Genomic DNA, 20,803 nt, shown 5'->3' with positions numbered 1-20,803 from the left:
TAAAATTTGTTTTTATATCATCAATGCGCCTCTCACGAGTTATATAAGTGACAGGCAACATAGTGACCGTTGTGATTGTGTTCGGCGGGTCTGGCCGATTTGCAAATATCCATTACCTGCGAACACCTTGTGTGGAAAGCGCAGCCAGACGGCGGATTAGCCGGGCTGGGCAGCTCGCCCTGTATTAAAATGGGTTGTTTCTTTAAATCCGGATCCGGTATCGGAACCGCTGACAGTAGTGCTTTTGTGTATGGGTGCATCGGATTTTCGTAGAGTTCTTCACTTTCTGCCAATTCTATTAATCTGCCTAAATACATCACGCCGACCCGGTCGCTAATATGGCGGACAACCCCTAAGTCGTGGGCAATGAATATGTAGGTTAGTTGAAACTCCTCCTGAATGTCCTTCATTAAATTGAGAACCTGGGCCTGGATTGAAACATCGAGGGCCGACACCGGTTCATCAGCGATAATCAACTTAGGTTTCGTCATCAGCGCTCTAGCAATGCCAATCCTCTGGCGCTGGCCGCCGCTGAACTGATGCGGGTAGCGCTTGGCATGATAGCTGCTTAGGCCGACAACTTCAAGCATTTCCTTTACCCGCTTCTGACGCTCCTCCTTTGTCCCGATTCCATGAACAATCAGCGGTTCTTCGAGAATTTGCTCGACCGAATGCCGGGGATTCAGCGAGGCATACGGGTCCTGGAATACCATCTGGATATCACGGCGAATTTTTCGTAACTCTTGCTTTGACATCTTAGTAATCTCTTTATCTTCAAAAATAATTCTCCCGTCACTGGCTTCGATGAGCCGCATGAGCAGGCGGCCGGTCGTTGATTTTCCGCATCCGGACTCGCCAACGATTCCCAGCGTTTCGCCTTTTCTGACGTAAAAAGAAACATCATCGACCGCTTTGACTTCACCCTGTTTTTTGCCAAACAGGCCGCTTGCGATCGGAAAGTATTTTTTCAAGCCATTTACTTCAAGAAGTAACTCCGACATGGTGTTCACTCCCTTCCTTCATGGTGTGCAGGAAACAGCGGACTTCATGTCCATCATTTTCCGAATGATATAAATCCGGCGCTGACACCTGACATTTTTCGAAGCGGTCAGCACATCTCGCGGCAAAGCGACAGCCTGCCTGAATGGACCCTGGAACAGGTACCGTCCCAGGAATACTGTAGAGCCGCTCCTTCTTGGCTCTTAAATCTGGAACTGATTTCAATAAGCCCTTCGTATAAGGGTGCTGCGGGTCTTTTAAGATTTTTTTCACATCGCCCTGCTCGACAATTTGGCCGGCGTACATAACGATAACGCGCTCGCAGATTTCAGCGACAACTCCCAAATCATGGGTGATCAGAATAATAGAGGTGTTCGTCTTTTTATTTAAGTCTTTCATTAAGGCGAGAATTTGCGCCTGGATTGTCACATCGAGTGCGGTTGTCGGCTCGTCCGCAATCAGCACCCTTGGATTACAGGCCATGGCCATCGCAATCATTACCCGCTGCCGCATACCGCCTGAAAGCTGGTGCGGATGCTCAGATAGAATCCCTTCCGCCCGCGGAATTCCAACTAGTTTAAGTAATTCAATACTGCGGACCTTGGCTTCTCTTTTGGAGAGGTCCGTATGTAATCGGATGGCTTCGGTGAGCTGATTGCCAATCGTAAACAACGGATTTAACGAGGTCATCGGCTCCTGAAAGATCATCGAAATCTGATTGCCTCGGATGTTTCGCCATTCTTTTTCCGAGATATGTGTGAGGTTTTTTCCTTCAAAAATAATGTCTCCATTTTCAATTTTGCCGGGCGGTGAAGGAATCAGTCCCATGGCTGCCAGCGATGTTACGCTCTTCCCGCTGCCGGATTCACCGACAATGCCGAGGATTTCCCCTTCCTTCAGTTGGAAACTGATGCCATCGACAGCTGGAAGCAGCTTTTTGCCCGATTGGAAGGATACCTTTAAATCATTTATTTGCAGGATCGATTGTTTGTCCATATTGCTTACACCTACTTTTTTTCAAATCTAGTACCAGATAGTATTGACATGGCAAAACTTTTAAAATTATCCAATATTATGACTATTATGGCATAATGCCCAACAAGAATTTTGTCAAAATTTGTATGGGGAATTTAGGATGTTTCGGGGAAAATTGTCAAAAAAAGGCACCTGACTCCCGTTGTGGGTGTCAGATGCCAAATTTTACTCTATTGCTTTAAACCAGTATAAATAAGAATTGCATCTCGGAGGAATTGTGCTGTTCCCGGTTGCTCCTTATCGTAATAGGCCGTGAATCTCTCGTCGTCGACATACATTTGGGCAAGACCGGCATGGGCCTCTTTACTGTATTCTTTCCAATAGTAAGTGAGCCATTTTTTGTGAAGTTCTGCGGCTTTTTGCGCCAACTCCCCAGCTGGGTCACCAGTTTTAACCGCCTCAGCGAGGGTCAGTGTCACTTGCTCTGCTAAAGCCGTCACTTCCTCATATTGCTCCTGGGTCATATTCATGAGTTTGGCGTTAGATTGTTCCACCATTTCGTCGCCATATTTTTCACGAATCTCCTTGCCGTACTTCTGCTCATTATCATCTATCAGCTTTTTCTTGAAGCCTTCAAATTTCTCTTTATTAGACATGTTCATTCTCCCTTCTGTCGCCTCAATGGTCTTTTCGACATTGGCAATTAATAAATCCAATTGCTTTCGTTTTTCGAGGAGCTGCTGGCGATGTTCCTTGAGTGCCTTCTTGCGATCGAAGCCAGGGTCGGTCACGATTGCTTTAATATGGTCAAGGCTTAAACCTAATTCCCGATAGAAGAGAATTTGCTGCAGCATATCCACTTCCTGTTGACCATAAATCCGGTAGCCTGACGAATTGATTCTTGCCGGCTTAAGAATACCCACTTCATCATAATACCTGAGCGTCCTCGTACTAACCCCCGCCAAACTGGCAAGCTTCTGAACCGTATACTCCATGCTGTTCACCTCCTCAACAACAACAATACACCTTTACGCAGCGTCAAAGTCAACCACTAGTATGCCTATTTTTTCAAGAGAAATGAAAAAGGTTGAGTTCGGCGACTGTCCACGTCAGGAGGACAAATGTCCACAAGTGGTGCCTGACACCAAATGGAATAAAACCCCAAATTAAAACCAAAGAAAAAGATGTCGAACGGTTTTGTTAATGTTGGGTCTTTTTTCCTTTTATAATAGAGGGGTGAGCTTGTAAATCTATTTGTTGGAAGGGGAAATTGTGATGGCTAAATTGGTAGTAATTTATGATCAACCGAAGGATCAAGAAGGATTTGAAAACTATTATTTTAATGTGCATATTCCGTTAGCACAAAAGCTGCCTCATATAAAAGCTGCTGAAGTTCATCGCGTCCTGCAAGCACAAAACACTGCTGAACAACCCTATCTTTGTGCTGAGCTTATTTTCGAGACTCCTCAAGAACTAACTCAAGCATTATCATCCGCTGAAGGCCGGGATGTCCAAGGCGATGTAATAAATCTTATGCCATTTTTGCATAAGCCGCCTGTCATTTTAATTACAGATTAAGATTTCACAAGAAGCTGGAAGATCCAATCAACACGGGTCTTCCTTTTTTATATTCTCCTTATTACAATAGTAGGAAGTTTAATATTCAGAATCTCAAAATTATTAACACTCTAAGTATACCTTTTCACAAAAAACAGTAGTACAATAGAACTATAAGGTACCATACTCTCCAACTCCACTCCCCCTGCACTTTCTGTCAGCAAATTAGTCCAGAAAGGAGGGATTATCTATGCACACCACACGTCCTCTCGTTCAAATCTTTGGGTTAACCTTCGACCTCTCTATTATTTTAACCAGTACCACCGCCGCCCTTGTTGTACTAGTATTTGCCTATCTCTGCACACGGCAGGTCACGACGAAAAAACCCGGTAAAATGCAAAATTTATTGGAATGGGTCATCGAATTTATCCAAAATATCATGATGAACTCCATGGGCCGAAAAGACAATCTGTTCATCCTCGCCGGCGGCGTCGGGCTGATTCTCTATCTGTTCATTGCCAACACACACTGGGCGTCCCCTTCTCCTTCATCGCCGGAGAAGATCAAGCCACCTGGTGGAAGTCACCCACCGCCGATGCGCATGTCACGATGACGCTCGCCATCATGATGATTGTTTACACTCATTTTATCCACATCCGCCTCCATGGATGGAAAAATTACTTCTTAAGCTTTTTCAAACCATTTAAGGCCTTGTTCCCTATCAATATTTTAGAACAGTTCTGCACGACGCTTACCCTTGGACTCCGGTTATTCGGGAATATTTATGCTGGGGAAGTGATGCTGGGCATTCTTGCCGCTGCCGCTTGGAAAGGATTCCAATCCGGCATCTTTATTGGAATCGGCACTGGTCTGCTTGCAGCGATACCAATGATGATTTGGCAGGTATTTTGCCTGTTCATTGGCGGGATTCAAGCTTACATTTTCGTGACACTGTTTATGGTTTATATCGGCCAACGGGTAAATGAGGCCGAAGCGTAAGTAAGGAGGTGGAAAAAATGGGGGAATTTGAAATTTTCGGGATGCCGGTGTCATTGGGGACAATGATCTATCAAGCAGTCATCTTTACCGCTTTAATTTGGATTCTTAAGAAAAAGTTTCTCGGTAAGCTCGTGGATGCGATGGAAAATCGAAGAGAATCTATTGATAACCAACTAAACCTGGCTGAAACCTATAAACGTGAAGCCGAAGAGGAGCTGTTGAAGCAGCGGGAAATGACGGACATAGCAAGCCAGGAGGCCAAGCAAATCATTGCGAAAGCCCGCGAAGAAGCGAATATTATTTTAAAAGCAGCCAGAAAAGAAGCCTTCACCATCCGGACGGAAGCCTATGAAAACGAATTGCGGGGGCTGAAAGGTCGTGGTGCATCATGAAATATGAATTCGTCAAAGAACACGGGAAGTTAATTGAAAAAATGATCATTGAAAACGAGCCTAAAAAGGTCTATGTCCAATATAGAAAAGGAAATTTCGAAAAGTTCGCTTATACCTTGAAAAATGACCCTGAAGATTCAAAGCACATCGTTGAAAATTTTATGGAGGGGCTGCCGATTTCCGAGGAATTAAAAACGGATGTGACCAGGTTTCTTGCAACGCTTTATACCAGCACAGAATCTAACTTCCAAGCATTCATCAATTTTCTGGTGCAAACCCTATCGCTCCATCTGATGGTTGGGGTTGCACTTGCCTTATCAATTTACGGCGGTTATCAGCACGGGACAAAATTGGATGCGCAATTGGGAATCTACCCGGGCTTCACCATTATTGGAATCTTTTTAGGAATCGCGATTGGAAGCTTGGTAGGCTACGCAATGATGATAAAATACCTTGGCACCCATGGGGAGAAAGGAAAAATACCGCCTGTTAAAATTGGCATCAAGAAAAAGCCTGAGACCGGGGACTGGCCGGTGATTCCGGTAACGCTTTCCGATATCCGTGAAGGTGTCCGCCAATTCGCGGCCGATCTGCCAAAAGGGATTAGCCGCAGTATCTTGATAAAAGACGACTACAGCATTGATTTTGAACAACTGGCTCCGTATCTTGGCGGAATTCCCGCTCAGTCGTATTATATGTCAAAAGAGACGTTCACCATTTATAAGGAAACAGATAAGGACATCCCTCCCCTTCTCGATAAAGTTCAAAAAGCTGTTTACTTGTTCTATAAAGTAAATAAAACGTGCCCAATCCGTCCATACGATCCACTATGTCGGGTCAACTACCACCAGCTTCTCCAAGGCCATTATCTCGACAGCATGCCGCCGATTGACTTTTATTTTACCGACTACGATGGGCTGATCACCAACCAGAAACCTGAGAAAAAACTCGTTGGCGGTTAATGACGCAGGTTTTCAGAACCTGCTGTTTTTTGTAGTCATGGTTTGTCCCCCTTGCTGCATAAGGTTTATAAAGGAGGCTGGGACAAACATGAATTTTACCGCCATGAAATGGATTCGCTATGCAGTGGCATATGTTTTTATCATTTCTGGACTTATGAAACTACTGAACGCCGATATCGCCAATCATTTTATTAACATCGGACTCCCTTATTCACAGTTGATGTTAAAGATCGTTATCCTGCTGGAGATTGGCTGCGGAGGATTAATTTTAGCAAACCGTTATGTAAAAAACGCCGTCATTCCCCTTATTACCATTATGATTGCCGCCATCCTGCTCACAAAATTGCCGCTCCTGAGTTCGGGAATTTTGCAGTTTGCCTTTAATGCCAGGTTGGACATCGTCATGTTAGTTTTGTTGATTGCTTTATATAAAAGGTATCCTAAATAAAAGTAATCGGGACTATCCCCAAAGTCAGTTAAATGACTTTGGGGATAATCCCATTTTCAAGTTGTTATTTCAATGGATCGAATCCACGTAATTCACTCGTAAATTTTGTGCCGAATGTTGGGGCAGCTACTGCCTGTGGGTTCAAAATGTCATCCCCTTCAGGCTTTTTCCCTTCTTCCACCCATTTAACAAGGTCAGAGAATCCTGCCACTTCTTCCGCCTCTGTAAAGTCACAGTGTCCAATACCCCTAATAGCCCTTGGAACGAACAAATCGGAGTTACCTTTTTCATTAATTCTCTTGGCATAAATCTGCTCCATGCTAAACGGAACAAACAGGTCGCCAATGTCATGCATCGCAAGCACAGGAATTTTAATATCTCCAGTCACCACAAGTTAAATTATCAAGGGAATTGAAAACGCATTCAATCACTATCGATAAACAAATATATACAGCGTTATTATTTTTTCTACAGCATTGCCGAAGCTCAAATGATTGTTAACAGAAAATACATATATTTTGTCTAAATCGGTCTGAAACTTTTGTACTATAAAAGTGGTATTCAATTAAAAATAGGATGGTGAATTATGATAAAGAAACCGCGGCAGGTGCCGAAAGAATTGTTAATGGCAAGGTCATTGAATGGAAGGATGGATTTACTGGAAGACGAAAAGTGGAAAATAGAAAAAGGCTTAGTTGGTGAGATAAAGTTTGATTCCTTGACCGACGAGCTGCTCCACAGCAAATGCTGGATTATCAACGGGCTGTTGCTCAAGTCGGGGGATAGCACCTTTCAAATTGATAAAATCCTAATTTTTCTAAAAAAAATCTACCTCATTGATATTAAAAACTTTGAAGGCGACTACCACTATGACTCCGAAGGACATTTCAAGAAAGCAGATAAGTTTTTGAAGGATCCACTGAACCAGTTACAACGTGCCGAGGACTTATTTCGTCAATTACTTCAACAATACGGATTCCACTTTGACATCCGGTCTTACCTGGTCTATATTAACCCCGAGTTTACCTTGTACAATGCTCCTCAAAATGAATTCGTTATTCACCCGTCACAAGTAAACCGCTTTTTGAAAAAATTAAATAACGAGTACTCGAAGCTCAATAATGCCCAAGAAAAGCTTGCGGACCTCTTGGTATCACTGGATTTGGTAGATTCTCCTTATGCTTCCTATCCTCAGTATAGTTTCGAAGAACTCCGAAAGGGTATCATGAGTTCCTCTTGTCATAAACTTTCGACATCCGTAAAGGGGGAAAAAGTTGTATGTGATGATTGCGGGGCTGAGGAAGCAGTAGATGCGGCCGTTTTGCGGAGTGTACGGGAGTTGATGATGCTTTTTCCGGGGATGAAGATAACAACAAGTCTGGTTTATGAATGGTGTGGAGGAATGGTGTCTCGAAAGACAATTAGAAGAATATTATTACAAAACTTTCATTCTATCGGAAATACAAAAACTCGTTATTTTATTTTAAAAGTGTAATCCTTGATGGGGGATTCTGTATCATATTTTTCATTATGATACAGGGTCTCTTTTTCTTTGTTTGCAAAAATTTCTCATTCAAATAAATCGTTCATTTTTACTCGTGAACCCTTCTTAATTCCTTCACGGGAAAAATAAACCATTCTTTTTTACCGTCGCCCCTCTTTTCCCGCCTTCATGGGAAAAATCAAACCTTCTTTTTTACCCCTGACACCCCTTCTGGCACCTTCACGGGAAAAATACACCATTCTTTTTTACCGTCGCCCCTCTTTTCCCGCCTTCATGGGAAAAATCAAACCTTCTTTTTTACCCCTGGCACCCCTTCTGGTACCTTCACGGGAAAAATAAACCATTCTTTTTTACCGTCCTCCCCCTTTTCCACCTTTATGGGCAAAATCAACCCCCTTTTTTACCGCTGACACCCCTTCTGGCACCTTCACGGGAAAAATCAAACCCCTTTTTTACCGCTGGCACCCCTTCTGGCATCTTCACGGGAAAAATAAACTATTCTTTTTTACCGTCCTCCCCCTTTTCCCGCCTTCATGGGAAAAATCAAACCTTCTTTTTTACCGCTGACACCCCTTCTGTCACCTTCAATTTCTTTCTCTGTTTCCTCATATACACTCTCTCCCTTTATATTAAAAATGTACTCTTGTATTCTAATTTCAATATATAGGAAGGATTGGTAGATAGAGGAAAAACATCGGTAAATAGTGGAATACCGCACCCAAAGAGACCTATATGCTACACTATAAACAGGAAAGGAGTGGGTCGTCTATGAATCTTAAAGAAAAAGTAAAAAACCTTCCCTCAACCCCAGGCGTTTATCTCATGAAGGATAGCCAAAACACCATTATTTATGTAGGGAAAGCCAAGAACCTGAAGAAACGGGTACAGTCCTACTTTTATCAATCCAAAGCCCATACACCAAAGGTTAAAAAGATGGCAGCCTCAATCAAAGACCTCGATACCATCAACACCGATACCGAATTTGAAGCATTTATGCTGGAATGCAAATTAATCAAGAAAATGAAGCCTTATTACAACCGGAAAATGAAAAACCCGCAGTCCTATACCTATATAACAGTACGGAGTGATAAAGAATTGCGCAGGTTTGACCTAACTGACACCCCTAAGGACGGGAGCCTTCATTTCGGTCCATTTGTTAGCAAACATACCGTGGAAAAAGCGCTTCAAGCACTTAAAGATACCTTTAAAATCAACTGCTGCGGCCGAGCTAAGCAAAACACACCTTGTTTGAACCACGCCTTAGGACTGTGCATCGGCGTATGTATCGGCGGAACAGCACTAGCAGAATACAACAGGATTATCGATAAAATCATCGCTATGTTTAACGGCTCAGACATGAGCATTCTTGAAGAACTAGAACAGAAAATGCAAGCTGCCGCCCAACAGTATGACTTTGAAACAGCGGCAAAGCTAAGAGACTCACTAGATAGAGTCAACTTCCTACTCAATAAAGAGCGGGTCATCGAATTTACTGAGGAGAATCAAAACATTGCGGTTATTGAGGACTTGGATGAAACGACGTTTAAGTTCTTTTTAATAAAAGGCAATAAAGTGCTTTTTTCAAAGAAATATAGTAGGGGACAAGCGAACTCAACAGAATTGGCAGGTCAGATCACGAAATATTTCAAGCAAGGGACGCCATCTTTAACGGTTACACGAGATGACTTGGACGAAGCACAAATCATTTACAGCTATTTAAAAAGCAGCCAGTGCCGATCTATCATCATACCGAAAGACCAGGCTGCACAAAGCAGCGTTATGGGCGAATTACTTTAAAAAGTCCTTTTCAAGGGCTTTTTTATTTGAATAATGGAAATATATTTACTATTTTAAAATAACTTTCTTTTTAAAAATTAGCTCTGTAAAACATAATAATATCAAGGGTTTTTCTAAATTGTAAATGTATTTCCAAAAAAAAGTTTTTGACGATTCCAAACTTTAGAAAGTATTATAGAATAATAAAAGGAGGTAAATTACATGTCAAACTTAAATAGACAGAAGATTGTGGACAGTGTACCTCAGAAGGGATTTTTTGGACATCCAAAAGGACTATTCACACTGTTCTTCACTGAATTCTGGGAGCGTTTCTCTTATTATGGAATGAGAGCTATCCTTGTATTCTATATGTACTATGAAGTTACCAAAGGCGGACTCGGAATGGACAAGACACTTGCCCTTTCGATCATGTCCATTTACGGATCGCTGGTATACATGTCCGGGATTATCGGCGGCTGGTTAGCTGACCGGGTTTTCGGTACTTCAAAGGCCGTGTTCTACGGTGGTATTCTAATTATGCTTGGTCATATTGCCTTGGCTATTCCGGGAACCATCACTTTATTCTTCGTTTCGATGGTATTGATCGTTCTTGGGACTGGGTTACTAAAACCAAACGTTTCCAGCGTTGTTGGTGAAATGTATGCAGAAAACGACAATCGTCGTGACGCCGGCTTTAGTATTTTCTATATGGGAATTAACCTTGGTGCCTTCATCTCACCATTAATCGTTGGCTCCCTGATGGATTACAGCTTCCATGCAGGCTTTAGTATCGCAGCGATCGGTATGTTCGTGGGCTTAATCATGTTTGTTTTAACCAAGAAAAAGAATCTTGGTCTTGCAGGTACGACTGTTTCCAATCCACTGTCACCTGCTGAAAAGAAAAAGGTATTTACTATTATTGGAATTGCTGTCGTTGTCATTGTTATTTTAGCAGTCATCGCCATTTCTACTGGATACTTAACTTTTGAAACTTTCGTTAATCTGATTGGTATTCTTGGTATCTTAATTCCTACAATGTATTTCATTGTGATGTACCGCAGCAAAAAAACGACAGATATAGAACGTTCTCGTCTGATCGCATATATTCCGTTATTTATTGCATCCGTTATGTTCTGGGCGATCCAAGAGCAAGGATCAACCATCTTGGCAAGCTATGCGGATACTCGTACACAATTAAACTTTGCCGGAATCAAGATTTCTCCAGCATGGTTCCAATCACTTAACCCATTATTCATCATTACATTAGCACCAGTTTTTGCCTGGTTGTGGGTGAAGCTTGGAAAATATGAGCCAACCATTCCACAAAAATTCTCATTGGCATTGTTGTTCGCTGGTCTATCTTTTATCGTGATTCTGCTTCCTGCCTACTTTGGCGGTACAGATGCACTAGTTAACCCATTATGGTTAGTGCTTAGCTATTTAATTGTAGTTCTTGGGGAATTATGCTTATCACCTGTTGGTTTATCTGCTACAACTAAGCTGGCTCCAGCAGCGTTCTCGGCACAAACCATGAGCTTGTGGTTCTTGTCCAGTGCAGCAGCGCAAGCAATCAATGCACAAATCGTGAAATTCTATACAACTGAAAACGAAATGGCCTACTTCGGAATTATCGGTGGTGCTTCACTAGTATTAGGAATCCTTCTACTAATGATGGCTCCGAAAATTCAGAGCCTGATGAAGGGCATTCGCTAATAATGCAAAAAGGGTGCAGTCTCGTTAAGAGATTGCACCCTTTTACTTTATTTAAATCTTCCATTGAACAAATGCTTTACTGCGTAAACCGGATGATAAAGCATCATCCAAGGTCCGGAATAGCGCATGACGACCTTCATTTTTTCACGGTATTTTGGCTTGTAGCAATGAATTTTGCAGTTAGAGCAAGCGGTCTTGTCCTCGCCAAAGCGGCAGAATGTCAGCCGCATAAGGGCATAGTGTTTTAAATCCTCACAGTCTTTGCATATCCCATTTTTAAGAACTCCATTAACATGTCTATGCTTCTTGCTGCAATAAATCGTGATCATCTCTTTGACAATTTCTTTTTCTTTTTGAATGTTTGGACCTGTATTCGGTTCAATTAAGCGGGCACCCATATAGAAAAACCCCCATCCAATTCATCTTCCTATCTTAACCATAGCACAGGAGATTTCGGATTGATGGAAGAGATTTTACAATTCCCGCACAATTTAAATTTTATTCAAGTGCGTCCAGGATTTTTTCGCAAATTTCATGGGTTTTAAGTGCATCCTCTGCCGTGATGGCCGGCTTGGAATTGGTCTGTACCGCCTGAATAAAGTCTGTGACCATTCCCTCGAACCCGCGCTTAGACAAAGTTGGCTCCCAATCATTCCCCCGGGCCTCAAATGTCTCCATCCCCTTTGAGATTACTAATTCCGAGACATTGTGAACAGTGCGTTTCTCTAGCGGCCCCATAACCTGAGCAATTTCTTCATTCGTTCCATTGTCCCGGTTCATGATGCCAATGGCCGTCTCGCCGGTTACTGATAGAAATTGAACTACGACATGGTATAGCAAGCCGTCTTCCTTTCTACCATTTACAAGTAACTGATGCACCGGATGCGGGAATAAATAGCGCATCGTATCCACCACATGGATAAAATCATCAAAAATAAACGTTCTAGGCTCGCCTGGCAGGTTGTGACGGTTTTTCTGAACCAATACTAGATTAGGGTTTCCAACTTCTTTCAACTTGTTATAAGATGGCGCATATCTTCGATTAAAACCGGCCATCAAGGTAAGCCCTTTTTCTTCCGCCATTTCCACAAGCCGTTTGGCTCCCTCGTAATTATCTGTAATCGGCTTGTCCACAAATACGTGAATATTGTTATTTAACAGCAGCTGTACAATCTCCTCATGGGAAGATGTTGAAGAATGAACGAAAGCTCCATTGATGCCGCTGTCGATTAGGGCCTCAAGGCTTTCATGCATATGCGCAAACCGATACTGATTAGCGATGCCCCTCAGCTTATCCTGATTTCTTGTATAAAAATGAAATTCCACATCCTTGATGGCGCTGTACACCGGCAAATAGGCCTTCTGAGCAATATCACCAAGCCCGATAACTCCAAATTTCATAATGGCACATCTCCTCTTTCCTTTTTAATATGTTTATTTTACCATTATGATGCACCTTGAGTCTGTTGATAAGCGGCATCCAGACAAGTTTGTACAATTTTCAGGTTTGCTTGCTCATTTTTTGAAATTATCGTTTGATAGTCTGGAAGAAACGCGTTTACAGGCGATACTTGGGCTTCACCGCAAATATCGATTCCCTCCACCTGCTTTTGTTTAAAAATAGCTTGCAAAAAATGTGTCAGGGTTTTAATCGTCATTATGCCCTGGTCCCAGTTGGTACTGACTTCACTTGGGCTTATGACGTCTTTATCAATGCTAATATAAACATGTTCCGTATGAATGGCTGAAAGAATGGATTTAATCGAGTATTGGTGTCTGCCATCAAAGGGAAAGATGACCACACGAGGGCTGGTTGGGTAATGATCTATGAAGGTAGTGGGACCGATGATGACAACTTGCCGTAATAACGGTAATTCTTTCAGGGCATAGGACACCCATGAGCCGCACGAGAGCAATGGTTCATCTTGAAGTTGTGCCGAACCGAGGTCGGGATGGTTATCAAATAGTACAAGGGTAAAGGGCTTTGTCAATTCCTTTAGCAGCAGAAAGGAAACATAGTGGTAGTTCCCGCTGCCAATAAAGGTGATGCCTTTTTGGCTTCGTTTTTCCAGACCATTTGCGATTTGGCGGAGCGATGTTTCTTCGCAATAAAGGTTCACGTGGTTAATGTTTCGAAAATCTAGATCTTCATGCTGAGTCAGGAGCAGGTTCCTTTGTGTAGAGTACTGTTCATCAAAATGCAGAATAGAGATTTCTTTTCTTAATAACCCCATGATTCCTCATCTCCCTGTTATTTTTTTGAAAAATAAGGTTATTAGAAATATAGTTTTATAGTTTTATTATATCATCTTTGTCCTTTTAAAAAAGAAAGAAGCAGCCCATTTACCTATGGCTGCCCTGTTAAAACATGTTTAAGTTGTACTGCTTCGAAAGGAGTTCGAGCAGCTTGATGCCGGCAATGCTGTTTCCTTTCTCGTCCAGCGCCGGGCCAAAAATGCCGATGCCAGCCTTTCCCGGTACTGCCCCCATGATACCGCCAGACACACCGCTTTTTGCCGGGATACCAACCTTGATGGCAATTTCTCCAGAAGCGTTATACATCCCGCATGTCACCATAAACGTCTTGCAAATCCGGGCAATCTCAACCGGCATGATTTGCCTTCCAGTTTGCGGATCCTTGCCATTCATGGCAAATACCAGGCCAATCCGTGCCAGCCCGAGACAATCCATTTCAATCGCACACTGCTTCGTATATAAATCCAGCAGCTCCTCCACGTCTTCTTCAATGATATGATGCTGCTTTAAAAAATAACATAAAGAGCGATTTAGGTTGGCCGTCTCGAATTCGGAACGGGCCACTTCTTCACAGAAACTGATGGCAGAATCACCGGCCATCTCCCGGACAAATTCAGCCAGCCGTAGAAATCGTTCATTTACCGAGTTGCCTTTAATCATATGGGTCACGACCAGCGCCCCCGCATTAATCATTGGGTTTAACGGTTTGGCTGGCGCCATCGTTTCCAATTTTGCAATCGAGTTAAATGGGTCTCCGGTCGGCTCCATTCCTACCCGCTTAAACACAGTATCCCTGCCTCTGTCCATTAAGACAAGGGCGAGGCTGATTACCTTAGAAATGCTTTGAAGCGTGATCTTGGTTTGAACATCCCCTGCAGAAAAGCACTGCCCGTCCGGATAGTAAACGGCAATCGACAATTCCTGAGGATCCGCCTTTCCCAGGGCAGGTATGTAATCGGCAACCTTCCCGTCCTTTGTTACTTTTCGTGCTTCATCAACAAACGCCTTTAATTCATCATTTGATTGACATCCCATAAACATCACCCATAGTAGTATGAGGTAAGATAGAAGTTTTTATGAAAAAAGAAGCCCTTCATTCAGAAGGAATCCCTCAATAGTTCTTTTACTCCATCAATAATATCCATAGGCATAACACCGTAGTTTGATAAGGTTTTAGCCTTTTCTTCCCCTGCACGGGCGTGGAGATAGCTGGCCGAAATAGCTGCAGCAATCGGCGAAGCTCCCTGAGCCAAGAAGGAGGCGATAAGACCCGTCAGCACATCGCCGCTTCCTCCTTTGCCCAGGGCATCATGGCCGTAAGGGTTGATGTATACCTCACCAGTTGGGGCAGCAATAACAGTGCGATGACCTTTTAACAACAAAAATATGTTATTCGCCTTTGCAAAGGTTGTCGCCATTTCCAAGCGGTCTGCTTCCACTTCTTGAACTGATTTCCCCGCCAACCTAGCCATCTCACCAGGGTGTGGAGTAAAAATAATTGGCCCATGGTAATTTCTCACTTGGTCTAAGTTGTTGCGAAGCAAATATAGACCATCGGCATCTACGATAAGCGGCTGTCCAGTTAATACGTGAAGCAATGATTTGAGCCACTCTTCTCCCTTTGGAAACCTGCCCATTCCCGGTCCAATTGCGACACAATCAAATTGCTGCAGCACAGGTGCAAGCTCGTGGATACCCCTTGCGGCAAAATGGCCATTTCCCTCCGGTAACGGTAGTAATAACGCCTCGGAACATTGAGCCGCCGCCATTGGATAAAGGCTTTCAGGAACAGCCAACGTGACCAATCCTGCTCCGGAATGAAGCGCTGCTTTTGCACTATAAATCGGTGCGCCAACATATGGCCGGGAACCGCCAAGGACAAGGACATGACCGAATGTCCCTTTGTGGCCGGTTGCCGGCCTTTTGGGAATCGAATTTACCACAAGATCTTCGGTAATCAATTTGGGCATGTGGAGCCCTAGTTCCTTAGCAATCGAAGGGGGAACTGAAATATCAACTGCCTTCCACTCTCCGATGTAATGAGGACCTTGGTTAAGAAAGAACCCTTTTTTCGGAAAAACAAAGGTGACCGTTTTGTCTGCCTTGATGGCGACTCCATCTACTCTCCCCGTATCACTGCTTATACCGGAAGGGATGTCTACAGATAGGATCAATTTATTCCCTTTATATTGGTTTACTAGCGTAATCACTTCGCCCAGCGGATCCCTGACAGGACCGTTAACCCCTGTACCCAATATCGCATCAACAATAACATCAGCCCACTCCAGTTTTGCTTTCAATTTTACCGGAGAAACTTCATGCAAATAATAGATTGGCAGCTCTCGATTACTGTACACATGGTAATGGACCTTAGCATCCCCGCTGATTCGAACAGGGTCAGCAAGCAAACATACCTGCGCCTCGATTCCCAAGTCAATCAGCCGGCGGGCAATCACAAACCCATCGCCGCCATTATTCCCGCCGCCAGCAAGAACAAGAACCCGCGCCTTACTGGATGGAAAACATGCAAGAATCTCCTCAACCACCCTTGCCCCCGCATTCTCCATCAACACTACACCCGGCAGCCCAAGCCGTTCCATCATATACCTGTCCATCAACTGCATTTCCCTCTGCCCCGCAACAAACACAGCCAATCCCTCCTCAGACAACCCTTTTCCCTCATTATATAAGAAACCAACCCCCTACCGCACATAATGAAGTGAACGAAGGATGAAGTTCAGAGTTGTCCACCCCGCACGGACAAATGTCCACGGATGGTGCCTGACACCAATTACCCATTAATGGAACAAAGGGGTGGCCAATGCAAGGCCACCCCTTCTTTATTATGATTCAAGTGATTCTGTCTGAAAGATTACATCATTTAATGCAAGCTGCAGAGTCCCTTTAAAGGCAGCTTTTTTGTATAAAGGGATCCCCAAAGAAATCATGTGCTTGACGATCTCTGAACGCATGCCAGTCAGGATTGTGGAACAACCCATCATCGATAAGCCATCAATAGTTTTTATAAAACTATGTGCTGCGCTCTGTCCCATAGAAGCAACACCAGAAAGGTCAATAATTAACGTTTGGATCTGCCGATTCTCAACCTCAGCAAACACTTTGTCCTGAATCGTAGTAACCCGAATTTCATCAATTGCCCCGATTAGCGGCAGGATACAAATATTAGTATTAATCGGGATAATCGGAACAGACAAGTTTTCAACGAGCAGTCTCTGCTTATCCAATTGCTCATCCTTATATTTATTATAGCTGATAAAGAAATAGGTGAAAAATTGATCAATCAATTCATTAATACTTTTTTCCATGGTGAAAAAGTCAGCTCGGTCACTTTCCACATTCGTTAAGGTGTCAAAGTTGTATAAGAAATCCCAAAGCGTCCTTCTTATTGCCTGGATCCACTCCAGCTTGAAGGCAAGAGTCAAGGAATGGGTTGCCCAAGCCCGGCCTTCCTGCTTTGCAAACGAAATTAACTCATGCTCCCTGCCCTCTACTACGTATAATACAAGCTTATGGGCATTGCTTAATAGATTAATATTTCCAATATTATGTATCTCTTCGATTTTGTCTCTAACATTAGTAGCCTCTGTTAGCAATCGATCTTCAAATAATTTCTGATTTTCCAAGAAGAAGTCTTTAATACTATAGGTTTCTTCATAAAGGATATCCAATTTCCTCACTCCACGTTGTGTTTTATTGTGGTGCTGCGGTATTTTAATAGTAAATACCGTCCCCTGACTTTCCTTACTCTCAACGATGATATTCCCGCCGTGTTGGTAAATAACCGAAAAAACCTGAGCAAGCCCCATTCCAGTCCCGTCGTCCTTTGTTGTAAAAAAAGGTGTACCTAAAAGGGAAAGCTTCTCCTCCGGAATCCCCACTCCTGTATCCTTTATTGTAACAATTACCTCATGACCAATCACACGATGTGTCAGTGTGAGTGTCCCCGTGCCCTTCATTGCCTCTATGGCGTTTTTTATCAAATTAAAGAACGCTTTCTTAAACTGATTTTTTCGACCGTAAATGGCTGAATCTGTATCCTTAAAATCGGTGATCACATCTATTTGGTACATTTTATCCTGAAACAAATTAATGATTGATTCCATTTCTACTGATAAATATATACTTTGATATTCTTCATCCTCCAAATCAGGCTTTGAGAAGGTTGTTTAGTGTCTTCAGTGCATTATCCAACTCTGAATGAGCAATGTCAATATATTCCACCCTTTGATCTTGTTGTAGAAGTTGCAAAAACCCTTTTACTGCTGTTAATGGGTTCCTTACTTCATGGGCAATCCCCGCCGCAATTTGCCCGATAGAGGCTAATTGGCTCACATGATGGTGACTTCCCAATTCACTGAGTGTCCCTTCGCCCGTTTTCATTATATAAAAACTCCTTTCAAACATTTATACCATCAGTTACTAATATTTCGAATATTTCTACTAACTAAATATATTTTACTAGAAAATTATGACATGTATATACTATAAACTATGGAATATTCTCCCCCGAACATAGTGCTAAAGAACCATTTTTTTTACACTTTACCCATAAAAACAGGCCCTTCTAACAGAAGGACCAATAGTTGTCCACCCCTCGCGGACAAATGTCCACGGCTGGTGCCTGACACCAATACTACTATTCCCTACGTGAATGGGTTGTAGAACCGGTTGCCGTCGTAGTAGGTTACGGCCAGAGATAGCACTAACAGTCCCGCGATTAGCGCTAGTGCGATATAGTCGCCGATTTTGAAGGGGCGGGCGCTGTACCAGGTGCGTTGTTTGTTTTTGCCGAAGCCGCGGAGTTCCATGACGTTGCTGATGGTTTCAATGCGGTCTAGGCTTGACAGGATTAATGGCAAGATGATTGAAACGGCGTTTTTAATCCGTTTGGACAGTTTTTCTTTCCGTGACATATCGAGGCCCCTTGCTTGCTGCGACAGGGCGATGTTGCGATAATCCCGTTGAATGTCAGGAATATAGCGGAGGGCAATCGCGACGGAAAAGGCAATCCGGTAACTGACTCCCAATTTATTTAACGATGAAGCAAATTCTGACGGGTGGGTCGTTACGATAAATAGCAGCGCTGCCGGAATCACCGTGAAATACTTCAAGGTAACATTAAACTGATAGAATAATTGCTCCAGCGTTAAGTTATACCGCCCGCCGAATTCGACTATTACCTGCTGAGAGCCATAAATATTCACACCCTCCTGCGGGGAGAAAATATAAATGGCCACGTTATTAATCAGCAAAAACACCAGTATAAACGCTAGGACAAAGCCAATCTCGGCCAGTCTAATTTTTGAGACGATAAAAACGACGATACTAACAATAAATAATAATAAGAGAATCCGTGTATCATAGGTAAGCATCACGGCAAACGACCACATGATAAAACAAAGCAGCTTTGTCGCACCGGTCAATAGATGAATAGGAGAACGCCGATCAATATAAGAAAGCATGTCTACTGCCATTGCCGCCCCACCCTCCTGTCATGCGCAATAAACCGCAGGACGAACTCCTGGGATTGTGAAATGCCAGCCATGTCCGCAAGTGCAAATAACGACGTTTCCTTCAGGTTTGCCTGCCCAACCACACCGGGGTCTGCCAGCACATTAATCGAAGTATCATCACCAATCACCCTGCCATCACCCAAAACAATCGCACGCTCCGTATATTCCAGCATCAAGTGCATATCATGGGTGATTAGTAAAATGGTAATCCCATGCCGATTCAGCTCCCGCAAAAACTCCATGATTTCGGTATAGCGGCGAAAATCCTGACCAGCAGTGGGTTCATCCAGAATCAGTATTCTAGGCTCCAGCACTAAAATCGAGGCAATACTCACTCGCTTCTTTTGCCCAAAGCTCAAAGCGGAAATCGGCCACTTCCGATACGGCAGCAAACCGCAAATTTCCAATGTCTCCTCCACACGCCTTTTTATCTCCGCTTCCGGCACACCCCTTACAACCAGCCCAAGCGCGACTTCATCAAAAATTAGATGCTTGGATATCATATGGTTTGGGTTTTGCATCACCAAGCCAACCTTCAAAGAACGTTCTTTGATTGTATCCCCCGCTACATCACGGCCCTCGATGAGAATCCTTCCAGAGTCGGGCACTTCAAATCCGCAAATCAGCTTTGTCAGCGTCGATTTCCCAGCCCCGTTCCTGCCAACAATGCTGACCATCTCCCCTTTTCCAATGGAAAAAGAAACATCGTCAAGGATTCTTCGATCAGATTGGTAGCTAAACTGGATATTCTCCAATTGTAAAATTGGTGCCCCCACTGTTCCCGGTACAGCCGGTTCCCCAGCCTGGAACCACTCCACCAGCTTGTCTTTAAAAGGCTCAATATCCAAACTCTCGATGTGCTCTAGCTTCATTTCCGGTGTAGCCGTACAGCCGGCATATTTTAAAGCCCGTACATATAACGGCTCCCGCACATCACATTCTCCCAGCACATCCGCCGCGAGCAGCTGTGATGGATGCTGGTTCGCAACAATACGGCCGTCGTACACCACGATAATTCGGTCAACAGGACGCTGCAGCACATCCTCGAGCCGATGCTCAATGATAATCACTGTCTTGTTAAAGTCCCTATGTATTTGGTCAATTAACTCAATCGCGTATTTACCGGAGGCGGGATCAAGGTTCGCCAGCGGCTCATCAAACAGAAGAATGTCGACATCATCCACCATCACCCCGCCGAGCGCCACTTTTTGCTTCTGGCCGCCGGATAGATGATGCAAAGAATGACCAAGGTGCTCCTCCATCCCAACAAGCTCCGCAATCCCCTGAACTTTCCCCCTCATTTCATACTGCGGCATACAGTCGTTCTCCAAGGAAAAAGCTATATCCTCAGCAACCGTTAGACCAATAAATTGGCCGTCCGGGTCTTGCAATACCGTCCCGACCATTTTGGACATGGAAAAAATACTCTCCTGCTTCGTTTCCTTCCCGTTAATTTTTAGACTTCCGGTAATCTCGCCGCGATACGAAAACGGCACCAACCCATTCAAGCAATGGCCAATGGTACTTTTCCCCGAACCCGACGGCCCGACAATCAAAACCTTTTCCCCCTCATAAATGGTCAAGTTAATTTCATCTAAAGTGGGTTTAGCCTGGCTACGGTATTTGAAGCCGAAATGCGCAAACTCAATAATTGGTTTTTTCATCTAACTGTTTCTCCTCGAAAAAAC

At 43.6% G+C, this 20,803-nt stretch carries 22 protein-coding genes; 9 read left to right on the top strand and 13 right to left on the bottom strand.

Going from position 1 to position 20,803, the window contains the following annotated elements; all coding sequences use genetic code 11:
- Positions 1-32: 32 nt before the first annotated feature.
- From ACZ43M_RS07150 to ACZ43M_RS07140, 3 genes are all read right to left on the bottom strand, one after another.
- Positions 33-1,001: an ABC transporter ATP-binding protein gene (locus ACZ43M_RS07150; RefSeq protein WP_464506722.1), complete on the bottom strand. Its 969-nt coding sequence runs from the start codon at positions 999-1,001 to the stop codon at positions 33-35.
- Positions 982-1,995 carry an ABC transporter ATP-binding protein gene (locus ACZ43M_RS07145; protein ID WP_464506721.1) on the bottom strand — a complete coding sequence of 338 codons (1,014 nt, stop codon included), beginning with the start codon at positions 1,993-1,995 and terminating at the stop codon, positions 982-984. Before ACZ43M_RS07145 ends, ACZ43M_RS07150 begins: the two co-directional genes overlap by 20 nt.
- 209 nt (positions 1,996-2,204) lie before the next feature.
- Complete coding sequence (locus ACZ43M_RS07140; protein WP_464506720.1) at positions 2,205-2,969, bottom strand: MerR family transcriptional regulator; 765 nt, start codon at positions 2,967-2,969, stop codon at positions 2,205-2,207.
- Positions 2,970-3,249: 280 nt separating this feature from the next.
- Here ACZ43M_RS07140 and ACZ43M_RS07135 point away from each other — a divergent pair, with 280 nt between their 5' ends.
- From ACZ43M_RS07135 to ACZ43M_RS07110, 6 genes are all read left to right on the top strand, one after another.
- Positions 3,250-3,552, top strand: coding sequence for an EthD family reductase (locus ACZ43M_RS07135; RefSeq protein WP_464506719.1), 303 nt, complete (start codon positions 3,250-3,252; stop codon positions 3,550-3,552).
- Between the two features lie 229 nt (positions 3,553-3,781).
- A complete protein-coding gene (locus ACZ43M_RS07130) occupies positions 3,782-4,144 on the top strand; it encodes a F0F1 ATP synthase subunit A (RefSeq protein ID WP_464506718.1) in 363 nt (120 codons plus the stop codon).
- 11 nt (positions 4,145-4,155) lie between these two features.
- Entirely contained in the window at positions 4,156-4,530 is a 375-nt protein-coding gene (locus tag ACZ43M_RS07125) for a F0F1 ATP synthase subunit A (RefSeq protein WP_464506717.1), read from the top strand.
- Positions 4,531-4,547: 17 nt separating this feature from the next.
- Positions 4,548-4,922 (top strand): ATP synthase F0 subunit B, encoded by a 375-nt coding sequence (locus ACZ43M_RS07120; RefSeq protein ID WP_464506716.1) that lies wholly within the window; start codon positions 4,548-4,550, stop codon positions 4,920-4,922.
- A complete protein-coding gene (locus tag ACZ43M_RS07115) occupies positions 4,919-5,884 on the top strand; it encodes an AtpZ/AtpI family protein (protein WP_464506715.1) in 966 nt (321 codons plus the stop codon). Before ACZ43M_RS07120 ends, ACZ43M_RS07115 begins: the two co-directional genes overlap by 4 nt.
- A gap of 88 nt (positions 5,885-5,972) precedes the next feature.
- A complete protein-coding gene (locus ACZ43M_RS07110) occupies positions 5,973-6,332 on the top strand; it encodes a DoxX family protein (RefSeq protein WP_464506714.1) in 360 nt (119 codons plus the stop codon).
- Positions 6,333-6,396: 64 nt separating this feature from the next.
- Here the strand turns inward: ACZ43M_RS07110 and ACZ43M_RS07105 are convergent, their stop codons facing one another.
- Positions 6,397-6,696 carry a hypothetical protein gene (locus ACZ43M_RS07105; protein ID WP_464506713.1) on the bottom strand — a complete coding sequence of 100 codons (300 nt, stop codon included), beginning with the start codon at positions 6,694-6,696 and terminating at the stop codon, positions 6,397-6,399.
- A 222-nt stretch (positions 6,697-6,918) separates the two neighbouring features.
- Here ACZ43M_RS07105 and ACZ43M_RS07100 point away from each other — a divergent pair, with 222 nt between their 5' ends.
- From ACZ43M_RS07100 to ACZ43M_RS07090, 3 genes are all read left to right on the top strand, one after another.
- Positions 6,919-7,827: a nuclease-related domain-containing protein gene (locus tag ACZ43M_RS07100; protein WP_464506712.1), complete on the top strand. Its 909-nt coding sequence runs from the start codon at positions 6,919-6,921 to the stop codon at positions 7,825-7,827.
- Between the two features lie 777 nt (positions 7,828-8,604).
- Complete coding sequence (locus tag ACZ43M_RS07095) at positions 8,605-9,633, top strand: GIY-YIG nuclease family protein (RefSeq protein WP_464506711.1); 1,029 nt, start codon at positions 8,605-8,607, stop codon at positions 9,631-9,633.
- Between the two features lie 201 nt (positions 9,634-9,834).
- On the top strand, positions 9,835-11,325 hold the full coding sequence (locus tag ACZ43M_RS07090; RefSeq protein WP_464506710.1) for a peptide MFS transporter: 1,491 nt from the start codon (positions 9,835-9,837) through the stop codon (positions 11,323-11,325).
- Positions 11,326-11,372: 47 nt separating this feature from the next.
- On the opposite strand, the gene ACZ43M_RS07085 is transcribed toward ACZ43M_RS07090, so the two are convergent.
- The 9 genes from ACZ43M_RS07085 to ACZ43M_RS07045 form a co-directional block, all read right to left on the bottom strand.
- Entirely contained in the window at positions 11,373-11,723 is a 351-nt protein-coding gene (locus ACZ43M_RS07085; protein WP_464506709.1) for a nitrous oxide-stimulated promoter family protein, read from the bottom strand.
- Between the two features lie 100 nt (positions 11,724-11,823).
- A complete protein-coding gene (locus tag ACZ43M_RS07080; protein ID WP_464506708.1) occupies positions 11,824-12,726 on the bottom strand; it encodes a Gfo/Idh/MocA family protein in 903 nt (300 codons plus the stop codon).
- A gap of 44 nt (positions 12,727-12,770) precedes the next feature.
- Complete coding sequence (locus tag ACZ43M_RS07075) at positions 12,771-13,559, bottom strand: arginase family protein (RefSeq protein ID WP_464506707.1); 789 nt, start codon at positions 13,557-13,559, stop codon at positions 12,771-12,773.
- Positions 13,560-13,686: 127 nt separating this feature from the next.
- On the bottom strand, positions 13,687-14,616 hold the full coding sequence (gene glsA / locus ACZ43M_RS07070) for a glutaminase A (protein WP_464506706.1): 930 nt from the start codon (positions 14,614-14,616) through the stop codon (positions 13,687-13,689).
- Between the two features lie 62 nt (positions 14,617-14,678).
- Positions 14,679-16,229: an NAD(P)H-hydrate dehydratase gene (locus tag ACZ43M_RS07065; RefSeq protein WP_464506705.1), complete on the bottom strand. Its 1,551-nt coding sequence runs from the start codon at positions 16,227-16,229 to the stop codon at positions 14,679-14,681.
- Between the two features lie 195 nt (positions 16,230-16,424).
- The gene (locus tag ACZ43M_RS07060) at positions 16,425-17,705 is read right to left on the bottom strand and encodes an ATP-binding protein (RefSeq protein WP_464506704.1); all 1,281 of its coding nucleotides are present in this window, start codon (positions 17,703-17,705) and stop codon (positions 16,425-16,427) included.
- Positions 17,706-17,748: 43 nt separating this feature from the next.
- Positions 17,749-17,982 carry a histidine kinase dimerization/phospho-acceptor domain-containing protein gene (locus ACZ43M_RS07055; protein WP_464506703.1) on the bottom strand — a complete coding sequence of 78 codons (234 nt, stop codon included), beginning with the start codon at positions 17,980-17,982 and terminating at the stop codon, positions 17,749-17,751.
- A gap of 263 nt (positions 17,983-18,245) precedes the next feature.
- Positions 18,246-19,076, bottom strand: coding sequence for an energy-coupling factor transporter transmembrane component T family protein (locus ACZ43M_RS07050; protein ID WP_464506702.1), 831 nt, complete (start codon positions 19,074-19,076; stop codon positions 18,246-18,248).
- Complete coding sequence (locus ACZ43M_RS07045) at positions 19,067-20,779, bottom strand: ABC transporter ATP-binding protein (protein WP_464506701.1); 1,713 nt, start codon at positions 20,777-20,779, stop codon at positions 19,067-19,069. The genes ACZ43M_RS07050 and ACZ43M_RS07045 overlap by 10 nt, the downstream gene beginning before the upstream one ends.
- Between the last annotated feature and the right edge of the window lie 24 nt (positions 20,780-20,803).

It is taken from the genome of Neobacillus sp. B24 (assembly GCF_055381825.1).
Note: the sequence above shows the minus strand (reverse complement) of the source record. Positions and strands in the feature narration are given on the sequence as shown.